The organism is Mycobacterium sp. URHB0044 (assembly GCF_000620625.1).
Taxonomy (GTDB): Bacteria; Actinomycetota; Actinomycetes; order Mycobacteriales; family Mycobacteriaceae; genus Mycobacterium.
This window is the reverse complement of sequence record NZ_JIAW01000012.1, coordinates 102,242-119,757: the sequence shown is the minus strand read 5'-3', so window position 1 is coordinate 119,757 and position 17,516 is coordinate 102,242. Positions and strand designations below refer to the sequence as shown.

Sequence of the window (17,516 nt, the reverse complement as noted above, 5' to 3'; positions counted from 1 at the left end):
TCATGAGCACGCCCACGATGGACGATGCCGCCAAAGTCCTGGCCGACCCGACGGCCTACGCCGACGACGAGCGGTTGCACACTGCCCTCACCCACCTGCGTGCGAACAATCCCGTTGCGTGGGTGGACAATCCGCCTTACCGGCCGTTCTGGGCGATCACCAAGCACGCCGACATCATGGCCATCGAACGCGACAACGAGCTCTTCATCAACGGGCCCCGTCCCCTGCTGGCCACCGCCGAGGGCGACGACATCGCGAAGGCCCAACTCGAGTCGGGGATGGGGTTGCGGACGTTGATTCACATGGACGACCCGCACCACCGGAAAGTGCGGACGATCGGGGCCGACTGGTTCCGGCCCAAGGCGATGCGCGATCTGAAGGTGCGCGTTGACGAGCTGTCGAAGCGCTACGTCGACAAGTTGCGCGACGTGGGGCCCGAATGTGACTTCGTCACCGAAATCGCGGTGAACTTCCCGCTGTACGTGATCATGTCGCTGCTGGGTCTGCCCGAGTCGGACTTCGGCCGGATGCACTCCCTGACCCAGGAGTTGTTCGGGGGTGACGACGACGAGTACAAGCGCGGCAGCACCCCGGAGGAACAGCTTCAGGTTCTGCTCGAGTTCTTCGCCTACTTCACCCAACTCACCGCCTCTCGGCGTGAGCACCCGACGGACGACCTGGCGTCGGCCATCGCCAACGGTCGCGTCGATGGCGAACCGCTCTCCGACGTCGACACCGCGTCCTACTACGTGATCGTCGCCACCGCCGGACACGACACCACGAAGGACGCCATCTCGGGCGGCCTGCACGCGCTGATCGAGAATCCTGGTGAGCTCCGCCGGCTACGCGACGACCCGGAGTTGATGCCGACCGCCGTCGAGGAGATGATCCGGTGGTCGACGCCCGTGAAGGAGTTCATGCGCACCGCGACGGCCGATACCACGGTGCGCGGCGTCGACATCGCCAAGGGCGATTCGGTGTACCTGGCCTACGTTTCAGGCAACCGCGACGAGGAGGTCTTCGACGAGCCGTTCCGATTCGACGTGAGCCGCAATCCCAACAAGCACGTCGCGTTCGGTTACGGCGTCCACTTCTGCCTTGGCGCCGCCCTGGCGCGGATGGAGATGAGCAGCCTGTTCACCGAGTTGATTCCGCGGCTGGATTCCATCGAATTGGCCGGTCCGCCTGAGCTTTCCGCCACTACGTTCGTGGGCGGACTCAAACACCTTCCGATTCGCTACTCGCTGCGGTAGTCCCGCCGGAGTCCTTCGCGAAGCACTTGAGGAAGCCGTCGACGGCAGCCACCGCCACCGCCCGGTAGTCGAACTCCGCGAGTGTGCTGATCCGCCCGAACGCGCGAAGATCACGTCGAACGGAGCCGAGTACTGCTGCGCAATGCGTTCCCGCAGCGAGCGCATCTCGGGGGGCATCGACGGCGGCGGGATGCGGCTCATGAAGGCCGCGGCCAGGAGATCGTTGGCGCTGCGCCGGCTCGGTCGGCATCGCGACTGATCGACGCCTACGCTGAGCGGGTGCGCCTGCTGCTGATCAATCCGAACACCACGGCGTCGATGACCGCCGCGATCAAGGCGTCAGCGGCAGCCGTTGCCGGATCGGGCACCGTCGTGGAGGCCACCAATCCCACGGTCGGTCCTGCCAGCATCGAGAACGACGACGACGAACGCCGTTGCGTACCCGGGCTTCTCGATCAGGTGCGCACTGCGCTGGCGCGGCCCCAACACGAGCGGCCGAATGCCTACGTGGTGGCCTGCTTCGGAGACCCCGGACTCGACGAGGTGCGCGACCTGGTGGACGTGCCGGTGCTCGGAATCGCCCAGGCTGCCATGCACGCCGCCGCACTGGCCGCAGGCAGCTTCTCCGTCGTGACGTCGATGTCGGCCACCGTTCCGCGCGGATGGGAATTGGCCAAGGCCCACACGCCAAGCCAGTGCCTCGGCGTGTACGCCTGCGACATTCCCGTCTTGTCGATCGACTCCGATCCGAGCACGATCGGTCCGATCGGTGACCGTTGCGAGGCGGCCCTGACGTCGGATGGCAGCAAGGCCATCGTGCTGGGCTGCGCCGCGATGGCGAAGTTCGCCGTCCCCCTGACGCGGCGCCTGGGCGTGCCGGTCATCGACGGCGTGGTCGCCGCGACGTTGCTCGCCGAAGCACTGGTCAGGTTGAACGGGGTCAGCTGACCACGAACTCGGCCGCGCGGTGCCCGATCATGACGATGGTGGCGTGCGGACCCCGACTCGTGATCGACGGCATGATCGACCCGTCGATCACCCACAGCCCGTCCACGCCACGCACCCGGCAGTGCGCGTCGAGCGCCGACGCATCCTCGTTCGTGCCCATCGGGACCGTCCCGCACAGATGCTGCGACGTCGACCAGAATGATTCGCGCACTTCGTAACCCGTTCCCGCCAGCTCGTGCGCGAGGTCCGCGCCCGCCTCCAGCGCGGTGACGTCCGCAGGCTCACTGTCGTACCGGTGCTCGATCACCGGTGGCACCGTATCGTCCGCCGACGCCAGGGTGACCCTGCCGCGCGACCGCGGCCGCATCAGGGTGACCCCGAGATGCGGTCGGTCCGCCGGGTCGGCCCCGCGCGCACCCGTCATCGCCGCGAAGCCTGTCGTGTACGACTTGATCTCCAGTCCGTCGGGCGTGGTGAGCACGGCCTCCAGGGGCGGTCGGCCCGGCGCGGCGGGCCAGTTCACCGGCAGTACCCATTCCGGATGATCGGAGCATCGGCTGCCTACCGGCAGATCAACCAGCACCCGCACACCGGCAGACGTCAACGTCGCCGCGGGCCCGATGCCGGACAACATGAGCAGGTGCGCCGATCCTATTGCGCCGGACGACAACACGATTCGGTCTGCCGCCAGATATGTCCGACCGGCCGGTCCGTGGCATTCGACACCGCTTGCCCTGCCGCCCGCGATCCGGATGCGGGCGACGCGCATCTGCTCGAGCACCCGCAGATTCGGCCGATGCAGCGCAGGCCCCAGGAACGCTCCACCCGGCCCGACGCGGGTACCACCATCGATGTTCAGCGGGACGGGACCGACGCCGGCCGCCAGCGGGTCCGCGGGCGTCGAACCGTTCAGATCGGCGACCCAGCCGTAACCGAGAGCGCGCGCCGCTTCAACGAAAGATGCTGCGCCCTCTTCGAATTCGGCGACGCGCCGAATGATCATCGGGCCGTCGGAGCCGTGCACCGGTCCGTCGAAGTCGAGATCATTCTCGATCGCCACGAAGTGCGGCAACACGTCGTCCCACGCCCAACCGGGCAGGTCCCACGCGTCGAAGTCACCGGGCAGGCCGCGACAGAAGTAGCCGCCGTTCACCGCACCGGAGCCACCCACCACCGCCCCGCGCATGATCACCGCGGCGCGGCGCGGCGAATCGGTCAGGACGGTCGAATAGCGCCGCACCACCGAACTGGCGTCGCCGATCGGCAGTCGCAGGCCGTCGCTGATTTGCTCCATGACCTTCGGGTCAGACGGGCCGGGACCCGCCTCCACGACCGTGACCTGGCAGTCCGGATCGCGTGAAAGCCGTTCGGCCAGAACACAGCCCGCACTTCCGGCACCAACTATGAGGACATCGGCCAAGGCGTGCGTCAGGTCCGGATCTGCGGCTTGAGCGCACCCAGGTGGCGCTCCCTGACGACACCGGTCCACAGCCCGAGGCCGTACGCGATGTCGTCGAGCCGTTTGAGCAAGAGGTAGGTCAGCAGCCCGACGCGTTTCACCTCGTCATCGGTGTCCGCATTGCGGGTGGCCCAATCGACGACGCCATCGACGACGGCCGCCACCAGCACCAGATGGCGCCAGCGGCGGAAGAACACCGCGGCGACGAGAGCAACGGGCCAGTAGTGCCGACAGATCGCGGACGCCAGCTGCAGCGCGGCGGACCACAGCCCCTTTGCGGCCAACGCCGCAACCTCTGTCGGTTCGGTCTCGACGGTGCTCAGCGACCGCGCGATCCGTCGGCCCGTGATCGCGGCGACGATGGTCGACGCGAGGTAGCCGAAGCCCGAACCCATCGCCATGAGTATCCACGCCATCAGCGTCCAGCCCGATATCACCAGGGGCGCTGTCTTGCCGGGGTGGCGAACCGCGAGCGGAGCTGCCGAGGTCCCGTAGAATGTCTTGCGCGCGAACCACTCTCGTAGTTCGGTGCGGTGATCGTGGCCGACGAGGGCGATGGGTTCGTAGCGCAGCCGCGCGCCGGCCTCAATGAGCCGCCAGCACAGGTCGACGTCCTCGCCGGACTTCAACGTCTCGTCGAACCCGCCCATTTCGTCCAGCGCCGTACGGCGGCAGATGATGGCTGCACTGGGTACGTAGGACACCGTCCCATAGGGCACCACCGGCGCCTCGCGGTGCCCGAGGTCGAGCGACGACCGGACGGCCTCGTAGCGGGCCACCAGGTTCTCGGGCTCGCGCAGGCCGACGATTCGCGGCGCCACCAGGGCGACCGCGGGATCACAGAAGTGCCCGAGCAGCGCCTCGAGCCACCCACGGCGCGGCACCACGTCGGAGTCCAGGAAGGCCACGAAGTCGGTTTCGCATGCCGCCAGCCCGGTGTTGCGGGCGGCCGCCGGGCCCCTGCTCCTGCCGTGCCGCAGCACCGTCACCTTGCAGTACGTACCGTCGAAGTCGTCGGCACTGACGGGCTGCGTCGAGCCGTCGTCCACCACGACCACGCGCATCCCGCGCAGCGTCCGCAGCAGCCGGTTGAGACCGAATGCGTTGTCGCGCACTGGAATTATGACAGTGACGTCCTGATGGGACGGCCCTGTCGCCGGCCGAGGATGGGCGACGGTGGCATCGAGCAGCGTGCGTGCCAGCTGCGCGCTCTGCGCATCGCGCACCTCCAGACGGCCACCGGAGAGCATGGTCTGCGCGGCGGGCGCCAGTCGCAGCAGCCGGGTCGGCGACCCGCCCAGCAGGGCCGAGCCCTCGCCCAACACCTTCACCCGCCTGTCCACCTGTACGGCGAACCCGTCCGGCAAGCGCGGTCCCGTCACGTCAGCATCCCCCCACCATTTGGATTCCACGCCTCGATCCGGCGGACGCACGTGTCGACCATTTCGGTGAAGAGGCGAGCGCCCTCGGCCACCGACGCGGTGGTCGGATCCCCCAGTACCCCGACCGGGCTGACCGCTGCGACACCACCGCGACGCATCGGCTCGATCAGTTCCGCCAGCGGAGCCCCGTTGCCCGGTGCCCATTCGTCGGTCCACACGACTTCCGGCGAAATATGTAGCAATACAGATGTTTCGGTATGGCCCGCGTGCGCGTCACCCTCCGCTACGGTGCACGGGCACCACGCCGCGTCGCGGCCCTCCTCACGCAACAGCGCGGTCGCCTCAGCAACGGCCTGGACGTTTCCGCCGTGGCCATTGACGAAGACCAAGCGGGACGCCCACTGGCAGGCGGACCTGCCGTACTCGATCAACAGAAGTCGCAGGGCAGCGGTACCGATCGACACGGTGCCCGGAAATCCTTCGTGTTCGCCACTGGCACCGTAGGCAACCGCCGGCGCCGTCATCCACTCACCCGACAACTTCTCGGATGCAGTTCTAGCAACGGCGGTGGCGATCCGCGTGTCGGTATCCAACGGCAAGTGCGGCCCATGTTGCTCGGTAGAACCGAGCGGGATAATCAACGCGGGCGACAGGTTGTGGAGCTGCCTCGTCGTCGAGTCCCCGAGCTCGCTAGGGAAGGCCACCCGCCGATGGTAGGCCGAATTCACCTGGTGTGCGCCAATTGTTGGCGTATGCGTAGCCGTTGATTTCGGATTCATCCGATCAAGCCCCGCAAGCGACCACGCCAGCCACGTCTGCCACGCCTGTACCACCGCATTGCCGCGCAGCGAAGGCGGTGACGTCAGGCGGTCCCGCCGCCGGGCACGCCGAGAGCCCGAGCGAAGTCCGGCGGGATCAGAATGTCGTCGGCGGAGAGGTCGTGGATCGACGCCTTGCCAAGACCCCGCAGCGCCGAGTCAATGCCCCCGCTCAGGATGTCGAGCACGTTCTCGACGCCGGCCTGCCCGTTGGCCGCCAGGCCCCACAAGTAGGCCCGGCCGATCATCACGGCGCGTGCGCCAAGTGCCAGTGCCTTTATGACATCGCTGCCCCGGCGGATGCCACCGTCCAGCAAAACCTCGACTTGATCACCGACCGCCTCCGCGATCGCAGGCAGGCAACGGATCGCCGCTGGCGTGCCGTCCAGGTTGTTGCCACCGTGATTGGACACCGTGATCGCCGAAACACCGGCATCCACAGCGCGTTTCGCGTCATCGACGCGGACCATGCCCTTGAGCAGGAACGGGCCGCCCCACTGCTCGCGCAGCCACGCGATGTCCTCCCACGTCGGCGGCGGGGTTCCCATCCACTGGCCGTAGGCCTCGAAGAACGTGGGGCCCAGCTCGCCGCGCCTGCCCTGATTGGGAACCCGCAGGTCCGGCGGACGCAGATGCTTGCCGAAGCTCCACAGCCATCGCGGCTTGGTGAGCACCTCAGGCGACATCTTGAGCATCGTCCTGAGGTCCATCCGCTCGGGGATCTTGGGGCTACCCCAGTCGCGGCCGTGCGAGAAACTCCAGTCGGTCGTCGCGATCATGCCGACCGCACCGGCATCCTTGGCGCGCTGCACCCGCTCGGCGATTTCGTCGCGACTGCCCAACCAGTAGATCTGGAAGAAGATCTTGTCGTTGACGGCGGTCACTTCCTCCATGGGCTTGCTCGCGAACGACGACAGTCCCATCGCGGTGCCGCGGGCGGCCGCCGCCCTGGCAACGGCCACCTCGCCGTCCGGATGGACCGCCTGCACACCGGTCGGCGAGATGATGACGGGCATCGAAATGTCTTGTCCCATAACCGTTGTCGCCATCTCACGCTTCTCCGTCGCGCCGATGACGTGCGGGGCGAAGCCCAGCTCGGCAAAGGCCTCGACGTTGTCGGAGACCGACACGCCCTTCTCGCTCGCGGAGATCAGCGACGAGTAGGCGGACTTGGGCAACCGCTTCTTCGCACGCTGTTGGGCGATGGCTACGGTTTCGAACCAGGTGTCGCGGGCCATGATCAGACGGGACTTTCGTCGCAGTAAGCCTTGGGTGGCTTGGATGGAGGAGCCAGGAGCTTGAGCGGGATCGGACCCTTGCGTCCACCGCTGCGGGAGTGGTCGCCGCTGGGTCGTGGCTTGTTCCGCTCCCGCGCCAGCGCGGGCTCACCGTAGCCGACCACGCACTCCGGGTCGGGGCCGTCGAGCGGCAGGCCGGTGAAGAACTTCGCGGCCATGCAGCCGCCGCGGCAGCTGTCGTAGTGCCCGCAGCTGCCGCACGCGCCTGCGGACTGCGGCTCGCGCAACTCACGGAACAACGGAGCGTTCTTCCAGACGTTGTCAAAACCGCCATCGGACAGGATGTTTCCGGCGAGGAACTTGTCGTGGATGGCGAACGGGCAGGCGTACACGTCACCGACCGGATCGATCAGGCACACCACCCGGCCGGCCCCGCACAGATTCAGACCGGCCAGCGCACCGGGTTCGCCGAGTCCGGACAGATGGAAGAACGAGTCACCGGTCAGCACGCCGTCACCGTGCGACACCAGCCAGTCGTACAGCTGGACCTGTTGCGCGGCGGTCGGGTGCAGTTCGTCCCACACGTCCGCGCCGCGACCCGACGGCCGCAGCCGGGTAATGCGCAGCGTTGCGCCGTATTGGTCTGCGAGCGCCTTGAATTCGTCGAGTTGGTCGACGTTGTGGCGGGTGACGACGACGGAGATCTTCGCGTCCTTGAATCCTTCGGCCGCGAGGTTCTCCAGCGCGCGCACCGCCATCGCGAAGGAGCCGGGGCCACGCACCGCGTCGTTGACCTCGGCCGTGGCACCGTCGAGGGAGATCTGCACGTCGACGTAGTCACTGGCGGCCAGCTTGGCAGCGACCTCCTGCGTGATCCGTACGCCGTTGGTCGAGAACTTCACGCCGACGTGATGCGCGGTCGCGTAGTCGACGAGTTCCCAGAAGTCCGGCCGCACAGTCGGTTCACCGCCGCCGATGTTCACGTAGAACACCTGCATGCGCTCGAGCTCGTCGATGATGTCCATGCACTGCCGCGTGGACAGTTCACGGGGGTCGCGCTTGCCCGACGAGGAGAGGCAGTGCACGCACGACAGGTTGCAGGCGTACGTGAGCTCCCAGGTCAGGCAGATCGGCGCGTCCAGCCCGTGTTCGAATTGGTCGACCAACCGGGGTACTGGCTGCATGGTGGTCATGTCGTCTCCTTGCGTACCAGCATCTTGGATGAAACCAACACGCTCAGCGCGTGCAGGTAGGGCGCTTGCTGCTCATCGTCGACCCCCGCCGCGCGCAGCGCCGAGCGGGCGTCGGCGTGCTCGTCGAGTGAGTTCACCACCTCGAGGATGGTGCGGTTCTTCAGAAACGAAAGTTTCCGGGTGCCAAAGTGATACAGCAATGCCCCGAACGGCTCCGGCCGCACCGCCACCTGGTGGTGCAGCCGCCAGCCGAGATCGGAGTCGAACGCCACTGCGTCGGCAGCGGGAGCCGACACGATCAGTAGACCCCGCACATGCCGTCGATCGAAACCTCTTCGACCAGCGACTCGGTGACGAGCTCTTCTTGCGCTTCCACCTGCTGATTCGGCTCCATGGGGACTACCTTTCGGGTCGTGTGTCTCGGCATAATGTGACCGAGGTCGCAATAATATGGCATCGAGTGCCTAAATGGAAGGGTGGGATCGAATGCGCCGTGATCTTGGCCCTCGCGTGGGACGACGCCGCTCGACCACTCAAGATCACATCACCGACGTCGCGCTCGATCTGTTCACCAGTCGCGGCTTCGACGAGGTGAGCGTCGACGACGTCGCGCATGCCGCCGGGATCGCCCGTCGCACCCTGTTCCGCTACTACTCGTCGAAGAACGCCATCCCGTGGGGTGACTTCGACGCCTACCTCGATCACATGCGCGACCTGCTCGACGAAGTGCCCAAGGACGTGCCCGTCAGTGTCGCGTTGCGCTCGGCGCTGTTGGCGTTCAACAGCTTCGACGACGCAGAGACCGCCGTTCATCGCAAGCGCATGCGCCTCATTCTCGAGACCGCGACGTTGCAGGCGTATTCCATGACGATGTACGCGGGCTGGCGCGGCGTCGTCGCCGCGTTCGTCGCCCGCAGGGTCGGCGCCAAGGCCGAGGATCTGATGCCCCAGACCGTCGCCTGGACCATGCTCGGCGTCGCCCTATCGGCCTATGGGCACTGGCTGGCCGACGAATCGCAGTCACTCCCGCAGGCGCTTGGCGAGGCGTTCGACACCGTCAGCGCAGGCCTCGCCGAACTCGGGCGCACGGAGCACTAAACCCCCTCACGGTTCGTGCACACGCGGTTGCGGTGACCGCGACTGCGTGTGCCCGAATCGCTGGAGGGTCAGGCGGGGAGGACGTCGGAGATGGGCGCGGCGTTGGCGATCTTGTTCCGCGCCTTCATCACCTTGCCCGGCATGCCGCCGCCGACCACGCCGACGACGGCGCCGTCGCGCTCGTAGTAGGCGAGGAACTTGCGGCCGTCGTCCTCCACCACGTGCACCACGTCGTCGGCCTCGGGTTCGCCGAGGCACTGGATCTTGACGTCGTACTGGTCGCTCCAGAAGTACGGCACCACCACGGCCGTCGGCGCTTCGCTGCCCAGCATCGTCGGCACGATGGTCCTGGCTTGCTCGGCGACGTTGCTCCAATGTTCCACGCGCACTTGGTGACCGGAGACGTCCTGCCAGGACGCCACGTCGCCGATCGCCCAGACGTTGGGCGCCGAGGTGCGACCTGCCGCGTCGCAGACCACGCCGTTGTCGACTTCGACGCCGCTGCCCTCGAGCCAGTCGGTCGACGGCCGGGAGCCGATGCCGACCACCACGATGTCGGCGTCCAGCTCGGTGCCGTCCGACAGCACCACCTTCTCGACGTGGTCGGTACCGGTGACGCCGGTGACCCCCACCCCGCAGCGCACGTCGACGCCCTCGGCGCGGTGCAGCCGGGCGACCAGCCCGCCGATCTGCTCACCGAGGACCGACGCCAGCGGCGACGGCTGCGGCTCGACGAGGGTGACCTCGACCCCGAGTGTGCGCAGGCTGGCCGCGACCTCGCAGCCGATGAATCCGGCGCCGATGACCACCGCGTGCTTGGCCGAACCGGCGTGCTTGCGCAGCGCGAGGCTCTCCTCGAAGGTGCGCAGCACCCGGATGCCCTCGAGGTCGGGCAGCGAGCGAATGCGCTTGGGCACCAGGCCCGTCGCGATGACGAGCTCGTCGTAGGAGATGACGTCGCCGTTGGCCAGCGTGACCGTTTGCGCCGCGGTGTCCAGCGCCGTCGCGCCCGCACCCAGCAGCACCGTGATGTCGTTCTCTTCGTAGAACTCGGCCGGCTTCAGCGCGACTTCGTCGGTCTCGGCGCGCAGCACCTCCTTCGACAGCGGCGGCCGGTCGTAGGGCAGGTGGTCTTCGTCGCTGACGATCGTGATCGGTCCGGTGTACGCGGCGCGGCGCAGCTGCTCGGCAGTCCGCGACGCGGCCAGCCCACCACCGACGATGACGATTCCCCCACTAGTAGTCACGTGCGCTTTCTTACACGATGGCCGCAGCGAGATGTGCGCCACCCTGCGTTCACGGGCGCGTGCGCTCGATGATGTTCGACAGAACGACGATGCTCTCGCTGCGCTCGATGTCCGCGCTCGAGCGTATGCGTTCCAGCGCGACCTCCAGGTGCCGCATGTCGCGGGCGAGGACGTGCAGGATGGCGTCGGACGTGCCCGTCACCGTTGCGGCACTGACGACTTCCGGGATGTCGACCCAGGCGTCGCGCAGTTCGTCGGGCGCAATCGTGCCGTGGCAGTACACCTGTACGTACGCCTCGGTACTCCAGCCGATCGCGTTGCGGTCGATGATGGTGGTGAAGCCTCGAATCACGCCGTTGTCGAGCATCCGGTCCACGCGCCGTTTGACGGCGGGTGCGGACAGGTTCACCCGCTGCCCGATCTCGGCGAACGTGGCCCTGGCGTGCTCCGCCAACTCGGCCAGAATCAGCTCGTCGGTGTCATCGAGACGGTCCATCTGAGCCACACTCCCATTTCGCACAATAAATCGCCGCAATCATAGCTCTGGCGCAATAGACCACGTGGCAATACGCAATGAGTGGCGATTGATTGCGTCGATCGCGGTCAATATCGTCTATGACATGACGATTTCCGATTTCGCCGGCACCGCTCCGGAAGCGGGCCCGCTGTCAGATGTCGCCGCAACGTCGCAGCGATCCCGTACCGCAAGCCTCCGCCACTACGCCATGACCCCTCCCGCGTTCTTCACCGTCGAGTACGCGATCAACCCCTGGATGGATACCTCGACGCCGGTCGACGCAGATCTTGCGACCCGGCAGTGGGACGTTCTTCGCCGCACCTACGAGTCGCTGGGCCACACCGTCGCGGTGGTCGAGCCCGTCGCCGGTCTGCCCGACATGGTCTACGCCGCCAACGGCGGTCTGATGGTCGGCGACCGCGCAGTGGTCGCCCGCTTCGCCTATCCCCAGCGCGCGGACGAAGCAATCGCGTACGCCGAGTGGATGGCCAGCTACGGCTACCCGCCGTTGCACACCAAGCACACCAACGAAGGCCAGGGCGACCTGCTCGTCGTCGGCCCGATGGTGTTGGCGGGCTACGGTTTCCGTACCGATCGCCGGGCGCATGACGAGATCGCGGAGATGATCGGCATGCCGCTCGTCAGCCTCGAACTGGTCGATCCCCGCTTCTACCACCTCGACACGGCGCTGGCGGTTCTCGACGACAGCACCATCGCGTACTACCCACCCGCGTTCAGCGACGCGTCTAGGGCCCGGCTTCGGGAACTGTTCCCCGACGCGATCGAGGTGGCCACTGCCGACGCGTACGTACTCGGCCTCAACGCCGTATCGGACGGCCTGCACGTCGTCCATCCCGCGGCGGCGGTCGGCTTCGCCGCGCAACTCGCCGACGCCGGCTTCGAACCGATCGGCGTCGACCTTTCCGAACTGCTCAAGGGCGGCGGATCCGTCAAATGCTGCACGCTGGAGGTGTACTCGTGACCATCCTCGATACCGTGACGACCCGTCCTGGTGGCATCACGGAGGCCGCGATCGCGGTCGACGATCGGTACGCGGCGCACAACTATTCGCCGTTGCCCGTCGTCGCCGCCTCCGCGGAGGGTGCGTGGATCACCGACGTCGAGGGACGTCGCTACCTGGATTGCCTTGCGGCGTACTCGGCGGTGAACTTCGGGCACCGCAATCCGGAGATCACCGCAACGGCGCACGCCCAACTCGACGCCGTCACCCTGGTCAGTCGCGCGTTCCACTCCGACCGGCTGGGCCCGTTCTGTGCGGCGCTGGCGCAGCTGTGCGGCAAGGACATGGTGTTGCCGATGAACAGCGGTGCCGAGGCCGTCGAGAGCGGCCTCAAGGTGGCCCGCAAGTGGGGCACCGACGTCAAGGGCGTACCGGCCGGTCAAGGCAATATCATCGTGGCGCACAACAACTTCCATGGTCGCACCACGACCATCATCAGCTTCTCCGACGACGAGACGGCACGCCGCGGCTTCGGCCCGTACACGCCGGGGTTCCGCGCGGTGCCGTTCGGTGACGCCGACGCCTTGGCCGACGCGATCGACGAGAACACCGTCGCGGTACTACTGGAACCCATCCAGGGCGAAGCGGGCATCATCGTGCCGCCGGACGAGTACCTACCCCGGGTGCGTGCGCTGTGCACCGAGCGCAACGTGCTGATGATCGCCGACGAGATCCAGTCCGGCCTTGCCCGCACGGGGCGCACCTTCGCGTGCGACCACTGGGGCGTGGTGCCCGACGTCTACCTCCTCGGCAAGGCACTCGGTGGCGGCGTCGTTCCGCTGTCCGCAGTGGTAGCCAACCGCGACGTCCTCGGCGTCCTGCATCCCGGCGAGCACGGCTCCACGTTCGGCGGCAATCCGCTGGCTGCCGCAATCGGCGCGACCGTTGTCGCCATGCTCGCGCGCGGCGAGTTCCAGTCCCGGTCAACCGAACTCGGTGATCATCTGCATCGTCGGCTGCGTGATCTGATCGGTCACGGCGTGCTTGCGGTGCGTGGACGCGGGCTGTGGGCCGGTGTGGACCTCGACCCCGCGCGCGGGACGGGCAAGCACGTCAGCCTGCTGCTGGCCGAGCGTGGCGTCCTGGTGAAGGACACCCACGGGTCCACCCTGCGCTTTGCACCGCCGCTGGTCATCACGGAGTCGGAGATCGACTGGGCCGTGGATCGTTTCGCTGCCGTACTGGCAGAACAGGGTTAAGTTCGACTCACAGCTCCGCAGCCTGCTCAGGAGGCACCATGACATCGCCGAACGTAAGCCTCACCGAGCAGATGCTGCGGCGTCGACCCGTGATCGGAGCACCCGTCGCCCATGGGGCATCCGATCACCTCCACCGGACAATCGGAACCTTCCAGCTGACGATGTTCGGTGTCGGCGCCACGGTCGGCACCGGCATCTTCTTCGTGCTGTCGGTGGCGGTGCCGGGTGCCGGGCCCTCCGTCGTCGTCTCGTTCATCATCGCGGGCATCGCTGCGGGGCTTGCCGCCATCTGTTATGCCGAATTGGCGTCGGCGGTACCGGTTTCGGGCTCGACCTACTCGTACGCGTACACCACGCTCGGCGAATTCGTCGCGATGGGCGTCGCGGCTTGCCTGCTCCTCGAGTACGGCGTATCGATCGCCGCGGTTGCCGTGGGATGGAGCGGTTACCTCAACAAGCTGCTCGACAACCTGTTCGGCGTGCAGATACCGCACGTTCTCACTGCGGCGCCATGGGACGCCGATCCCGGCTGGGTCAACCTGCCCGCGATCGCGCTGATCGTGATGTGTGCACTTCTGCTGATCAGGGGCGCCAGCGAGTCGGCAGCCGTGAACACCGTCATGGTGGTGATCAAGCTCGGCGTGCTGGCGCTGTTCGCGATCATCGCGTTCACCGCCTTCAACGCCGACCACTTCGCCGACTTCGCCCCCTTCGGAGTAGCGGGCATCGGCGCGGCTGCAGGCACGATCTTCTTCTCGTACATCGGTCTCGACGCCGTCTCCACCGCAGGCGACGAGGTCAAGGATCCACAGCACACGATGCCCAAGGCCATCATCGCCGCACTGATCATCGTGACCAGCGTGTACGTGCTGGTGACGGTCGCCGCTCTCGGCACCCAGCCCTGGCAGGAGTTCGAGAATCAGGAGGAGGCCGGCCTGGCCACCATCCTCGACAACGTCACCGGAAGCACCTGGGCCAGCACCGTTTTGGCTGCCGGTGCCGTGATCTCCATCTTCTCGGTCACCCTGGTGGTGATGTACGGACAGACCCGCATCCTCTTCGCCATGGGGCGCGACGGTCTGCTGCCTGCCCGGTTCGCCAAGGTCAACCCGAAGACGATGACGCCGGTCGGCAACACCATCATCGTTGCCGTCGTGGTCTCGATCCTGGCCGGCTTCGTGGCGCTCGACAAGCTTGCCGACATGGTGTCGATCGGCACCCTCGTCGCATTCATCATCGTCTCGCTCGGGGTGATCATTCTGCGGGTCCGCGAGCCAGACCTGCCCCGCGCGTTCAAGGTGCCGCTGTACCCGGTCACACCGGTTCTGTCGATCCTCGCGTGTGGCTACATCCTCTACAGCCTGCATTGGTACACCTGGATCGCGTTCAGCATCTGGGTCGCGGTGGCGCTGGTCTTCTACTTGCTGTGGAGCAGGCATCACAGCGCGCTCAACGACGGGGGCGACGGCCTCATCCCGACCGCCGCGCCGACGGAGGACGAAGTGCTCCTGCCGCCAGACGAACTCACTCCGCCGAGGGATGGTCAATGACCGTCGTCGTCGGCTACCTGGCCGGCAAGGGCGGGCTTGGGGCGCTGCACCTCGGTGTCGAGGCGGCCAAGACGCTGAGGACGTCGCTTGCGGTCGTCACCGTCGTCCCCAAGCCGTGGACCACGCCGTCGCCGGCCCGCATCGACGCCGAGTACGCGCATTACGCCGACCGACTCGCGGCGGACTCAGCGGCCCAGGCTCGGCAGCTCATCGGCGCACTGGATGCCGAACTCGAGGTCGGCTTCCACAAGTACGCGCACCGCTCGGCGCCCGGGGGTCTGCTCATCGCCGCCGAGGAATTGAAGGCCGACGCGCTCGTACTGGGCTCTGCGGCCGACGGCAAGCTCGGGCAGGTCGTGATCGGGTCGACCGCGGACCGGCTGCTGCACTCGTCGCCCGTGCCGCTGGCGATCAGCCCGCGTGGCTACCGCGGCTCCAAGACGCACGGACTGACCCGGATCACCTGCGCGTACCCCGGCACGCCCGAGTCGCGGCACGTGGTGGAGCGGGTTGCGGCGCTCGCGGCACGGCTCGAGGTCCCGATGCGGGTCATCACGTTCGCCGTGCGTGGCCGCACCATGTACCCGCCCGAGGTGGGACTTCACGCCGAGGATTCGATCCTCGAATCCTGGGCAGCAAATGCGCGAGAGGCGTTGGCGGAGTTGAAGACCGGCGGGCTGGTCGGTGACGACGTCGAACTGCAGGTGGTCACCGGCAACGGCTGGGATCAGGCGCTCGACGCCGCGGAATGGATCGACGGCGAACTGCTGGCCATCGGCACGTCGCCGCAGGGCGCGATCGCCCGGGTCTTCCTGGGCTCCAAGGGCGCCAAGATCATCCGGCACAGCCCGGTCCCGGTGCTGGCACTACCGAACTAACGGTCGAACGTCTCCCCCAGCATGTCGAGCAGGCTGGCCCACGCGCGCCGCGCCGTGGTCGCGTCGTACTGAATGCCCCGCTCGGGGGCGTTGGCGAACGGCGCCATGAACGCGTGCATCGCATGGCCGTAGGCATGCACCTGCCAGTCGGCACCCCGCGCAGTCAACTCGGCCCCCAGCGCGACGACGTCGGCCGGTGGAGCGAACGGGTCCTCCCAGCCGTGGTAGACCGCGATGCGGGTGGAGATCGGCGAATCGGGGGTCTGCGGCGGTGGCGTGAGTATGCCGTGGAAGCTGGCGACGGCCTTGAGGTGCGTTCCGTGCCGCGCCAGGTCGAGCATGCACAGGCCGCCGAAGCAGAAACCGATCGCGGCCATCGCGTCGCGCTCGACACCAGGCGACCCGGCGAGAATGTCGACGACGCCGAACATCCTGTCGCGCAACATCTCACGGTCCTCCATCAGGGCGGTCATCGCGGCGGCACCCGCGTCCATGCCGTCGAGGGCGACGGCCCGGCTGACGCCAATGCCGAACAGGTCGACGGCCACGCTCCGGTAGCCCGTCGCAGCGAGCCGGTGGCAGAACTCCACCTGGGCGTCGCTGCGGCCCTCCATGCCGTGGAACACCAGCACGGTTGGCACATTCGGATCTTCGCCGGATACCACCACCGCCTCCAGGTCGAGGCCGTCGTAGGCGTAGTCGAACGTCGAAGTGCTCACTGCAGTCATGCCGTGAACGTACCGAGACACCAGCGGTGACGACAGCGCCGTTCGCTCAGCGCTTATCGGTCGGCGCGACGATCAGTACTTCATCGTCCCGCGGTCGACGGCGATCTGCGATCCGGAGATGGTTGCCGAGCCGTCGCCGGCCAGCCACGCCACCACGTCCGAAACCTCTTCTGGGGTCATGAATTCCTGCAGCCCCTTCTTGCCCTCGTGGTTGACCGGATGCAGCGGCATCGGCGCGAAGGCGTGCAGGTAGTTCGGGTACTTGCTGAACACGGCCATCATCGCGTCGCGCTCGACCATCGGGGTGTCGATCGAGTAGGGGTGGATCGAGTTGACCCGAATTCCGAACTCCCCCACCTCGAGTGCGAGCGCGTTGGTGATGGCGACCAGACCGTGTTTGGACGCGGCGTAGTGGCCGTTGCCCGGGGTGGCCTTGAGCCCGGCCGACGAACTGACGACGATGATCGACCCGCCGTTGCCCGCCTCAATCATCGCGGGCACCGCGGCGCGGATGGTGCGCCACGTCCCGTTCAGGTTCACGTCGATGACGGTGTCCCACTGTTCTTCGGACATCTCGAACATCCGGCCCCAGCTGAGTACGCCCGCGTTCGCCACCACGATGTCGAGCCGACCGAACTGCTCGATGCCGTCGGCGACCACCTGCTGCTGGGCCGCGAGATCGCGGATGTCGACTTCTCGCGCGAGCACCTTGCGTCCCGCTGCCTCGACCGCACGCACGGTCTCGGCCAGTTCCTCGGACGTCGCCGCCGGATAGGTGATCGACTCGGCGACGGGCCCGCAGACGTCGATGGCGATGATGTCGGCGCCCTCGGCGGCCAAGCGCACCGCATGGGCCCTACCCTGCCCGCGGGCCGCTCCGGTGACGAATGCCACCCGGCCTTCGAGCGTTCCGTCAACTGCCGCCATTGCCAGTCCTTTCGTCACCGCCTGGTGCGCATAACTGCGCTCAGGCTAGCAGCAAAACTG

18 protein-coding genes and 1 pseudogene are annotated in these 17,516 nt (G+C 67.2%); 7 read left to right on the top strand and 12 right to left on the bottom strand.

The features are described 5' to 3' along the window. Positions 1 to 2 precede the first annotated feature (2 nt). Complete coding sequence (locus N536_RS0123165; protein WP_029115789.1) at positions 3 to 1,253, top strand: cytochrome P450; 1,251 nt, start codon at positions 3 to 5, stop codon at positions 1,251 to 1,253. Here the strand turns inward: N536_RS0123165 and N536_RS43085 are convergent. Further along, positions 1,219 to 1,412: pseudogene (locus N536_RS43085) on the bottom strand (TetR/AcrR family transcriptional regulator); the annotation flags it as partial. The gene N536_RS0123165 and the pseudogene N536_RS43085 overlap by 35 nt on opposite strands. 120 nt (positions 1,413 to 1,532) lie before the next feature. On the opposite strand from N536_RS43085, the gene N536_RS0123155 reads away from it, so the two are divergent. Next, positions 1,533 to 2,201, top strand: a complete 669-nt coding sequence (locus N536_RS0123155; protein WP_029115788.1) for an aspartate/glutamate racemase family protein — start codon at positions 1,533 to 1,535, stop codon at positions 2,199 to 2,201. Here the strand turns inward: N536_RS0123155 and mftG are convergent. From mftG to mftA, 7 genes are all read right to left on the bottom strand, one after another. Beyond that, positions 2,194 to 3,621 carry a mycofactocin system GMC family oxidoreductase MftG gene (gene mftG, locus N536_RS0123150; RefSeq protein ID WP_029115787.1) on the bottom strand — a complete coding sequence of 476 codons (1,428 nt, stop codon included), beginning with the start codon at positions 3,619 to 3,621 and terminating at the stop codon, positions 2,194 to 2,196. The two genes, N536_RS0123155 and mftG, sit on opposite strands and share 8 nt — an antisense overlap. An 8-nt stretch (positions 3,622 to 3,629) precedes the next feature. Continuing rightward, on the bottom strand, positions 3,630 to 5,042 hold the full coding sequence (gene mftF, locus N536_RS0123145; protein ID WP_029115786.1) for a mycofactocin biosynthesis glycosyltransferase MftF: 1,413 nt from the start codon (positions 5,040 to 5,042) through the stop codon (positions 3,630 to 3,632). Next, positions 5,039 to 5,770: a mycofactocin biosynthesis peptidyl-dipeptidase MftE gene (gene mftE / locus N536_RS0123140; RefSeq protein ID WP_029115785.1), complete on the bottom strand. Its 732-nt coding sequence runs from the start codon at positions 5,768 to 5,770 to the stop codon at positions 5,039 to 5,041. The genes mftF and mftE overlap by 4 nt, the downstream gene beginning before the upstream one ends. A 134-nt stretch (positions 5,771 to 5,904) precedes the next feature. Continuing rightward, on the bottom strand, positions 5,905 to 7,098 hold the full coding sequence (gene mftD / locus N536_RS0123135) for a pre-mycofactocin synthase MftD (RefSeq protein ID WP_029115784.1): 1,194 nt from the start codon (positions 7,096 to 7,098) through the stop codon (positions 5,905 to 5,907). Positions 7,099 to 7,100: 2 nt separating this feature from the next. Beyond that, positions 7,101 to 8,291 (bottom strand): mycofactocin radical SAM maturase, encoded by a 1,191-nt coding sequence (gene mftC, locus N536_RS0123130; RefSeq protein ID WP_029115783.1) that lies wholly within the window; start codon positions 8,289 to 8,291, stop codon positions 7,101 to 7,103. After that, positions 8,288 to 8,587 carry a mycofactocin biosynthesis chaperone MftB gene (gene mftB / locus N536_RS0123125; protein ID WP_036437331.1) on the bottom strand — a complete coding sequence of 100 codons (300 nt, stop codon included), beginning with the start codon at positions 8,585 to 8,587 and terminating at the stop codon, positions 8,288 to 8,290. Before mftB ends, mftC begins: the two co-directional genes overlap by 4 nt. A 2-nt stretch (positions 8,588 to 8,589) precedes the next feature. Then, positions 8,590 to 8,685 (bottom strand): mycofactocin precursor MftA, encoded by a 96-nt coding sequence (mftA, locus tag N536_RS41665; RefSeq protein WP_081809350.1) that lies wholly within the window; start codon positions 8,683 to 8,685, stop codon positions 8,590 to 8,592. Positions 8,686 to 8,777: 92 nt separating this feature from the next. On the opposite strand from mftA, the gene mftR reads away from it, so the two are divergent. Then, positions 8,778 to 9,389, top strand: a complete 612-nt coding sequence (gene mftR / locus N536_RS0123115; RefSeq protein ID WP_029115781.1) for a mycofactocin system transcriptional regulator — start codon at positions 8,778 to 8,780, stop codon at positions 9,387 to 9,389. Positions 9,390 to 9,457: 68 nt separating this feature from the next. On the opposite strand, the gene N536_RS0123110 is transcribed toward mftR, so the two are convergent. Together N536_RS0123110 and N536_RS0123105 are read right to left on the bottom strand one after the other, a co-directional pair. Further along, complete coding sequence (locus tag N536_RS0123110; RefSeq protein WP_369798463.1) at positions 9,458 to 10,663, bottom strand: NAD(P)/FAD-dependent oxidoreductase; 1,206 nt, start codon at positions 10,661 to 10,663, stop codon at positions 9,458 to 9,460. Between the two features lie 22 nt (positions 10,664 to 10,685). Continuing rightward, positions 10,686 to 11,132 (bottom strand): Lrp/AsnC family transcriptional regulator, encoded by a 447-nt coding sequence (locus N536_RS0123105; protein WP_029115779.1) that lies wholly within the window; start codon positions 11,130 to 11,132, stop codon positions 10,686 to 10,688. 124 nt (positions 11,133 to 11,256) lie between these two features. On the opposite strand from N536_RS0123105, the gene ddaH reads away from it, so the two are divergent. Genes ddaH through N536_RS0123085 form a run of 4 tightly spaced genes read left to right on the top strand, consistent with a single transcriptional unit; the run spans position 11,257 to position 15,801 of the window. Continuing rightward, entirely contained in the window at positions 11,257 to 12,135 is an 879-nt protein-coding gene (gene ddaH / locus N536_RS0123100) for a dimethylargininase (protein WP_029115778.1), read from the top strand. Next, complete coding sequence (rocD, locus tag N536_RS0123095; RefSeq protein ID WP_081809349.1) at positions 12,108 to 13,373, top strand: ornithine--oxo-acid transaminase; 1,266 nt, start codon at positions 12,108 to 12,110, stop codon at positions 13,371 to 13,373. Before ddaH ends, rocD begins: the two co-directional genes overlap by 28 nt. Positions 13,374 to 13,411: 38 nt before the next feature. After that, positions 13,412 to 14,923, top strand: a complete 1,512-nt coding sequence (locus N536_RS0123090) for an amino acid permease (protein WP_029115776.1) — start codon at positions 13,412 to 13,414, stop codon at positions 14,921 to 14,923. Next, a complete protein-coding gene (locus N536_RS0123085; RefSeq protein ID WP_029115775.1) occupies positions 14,920 to 15,801 on the top strand; it encodes a universal stress protein in 882 nt (293 codons plus the stop codon). The genes N536_RS0123090 and N536_RS0123085 overlap by 4 nt, the downstream gene beginning before the upstream one ends. Here N536_RS0123085 and N536_RS0123080 read toward each other — a convergent pair. After that, positions 15,798 to 16,529, bottom strand: coding sequence for a dienelactone hydrolase family protein (locus N536_RS0123080; protein WP_029115774.1), 732 nt, complete (start codon positions 16,527 to 16,529; stop codon positions 15,798 to 15,800). The two genes, N536_RS0123085 and N536_RS0123080, sit on opposite strands and share 4 nt — an antisense overlap. Positions 16,530 to 16,601: 72 nt before the next feature. Beyond that, entirely contained in the window at positions 16,602 to 17,456 is an 855-nt protein-coding gene (locus tag N536_RS0123075) for a mycofactocin-coupled SDR family oxidoreductase (protein ID WP_029115773.1), read from the bottom strand. Positions 17,457 to 17,516 lie beyond the last annotated feature (60 nt).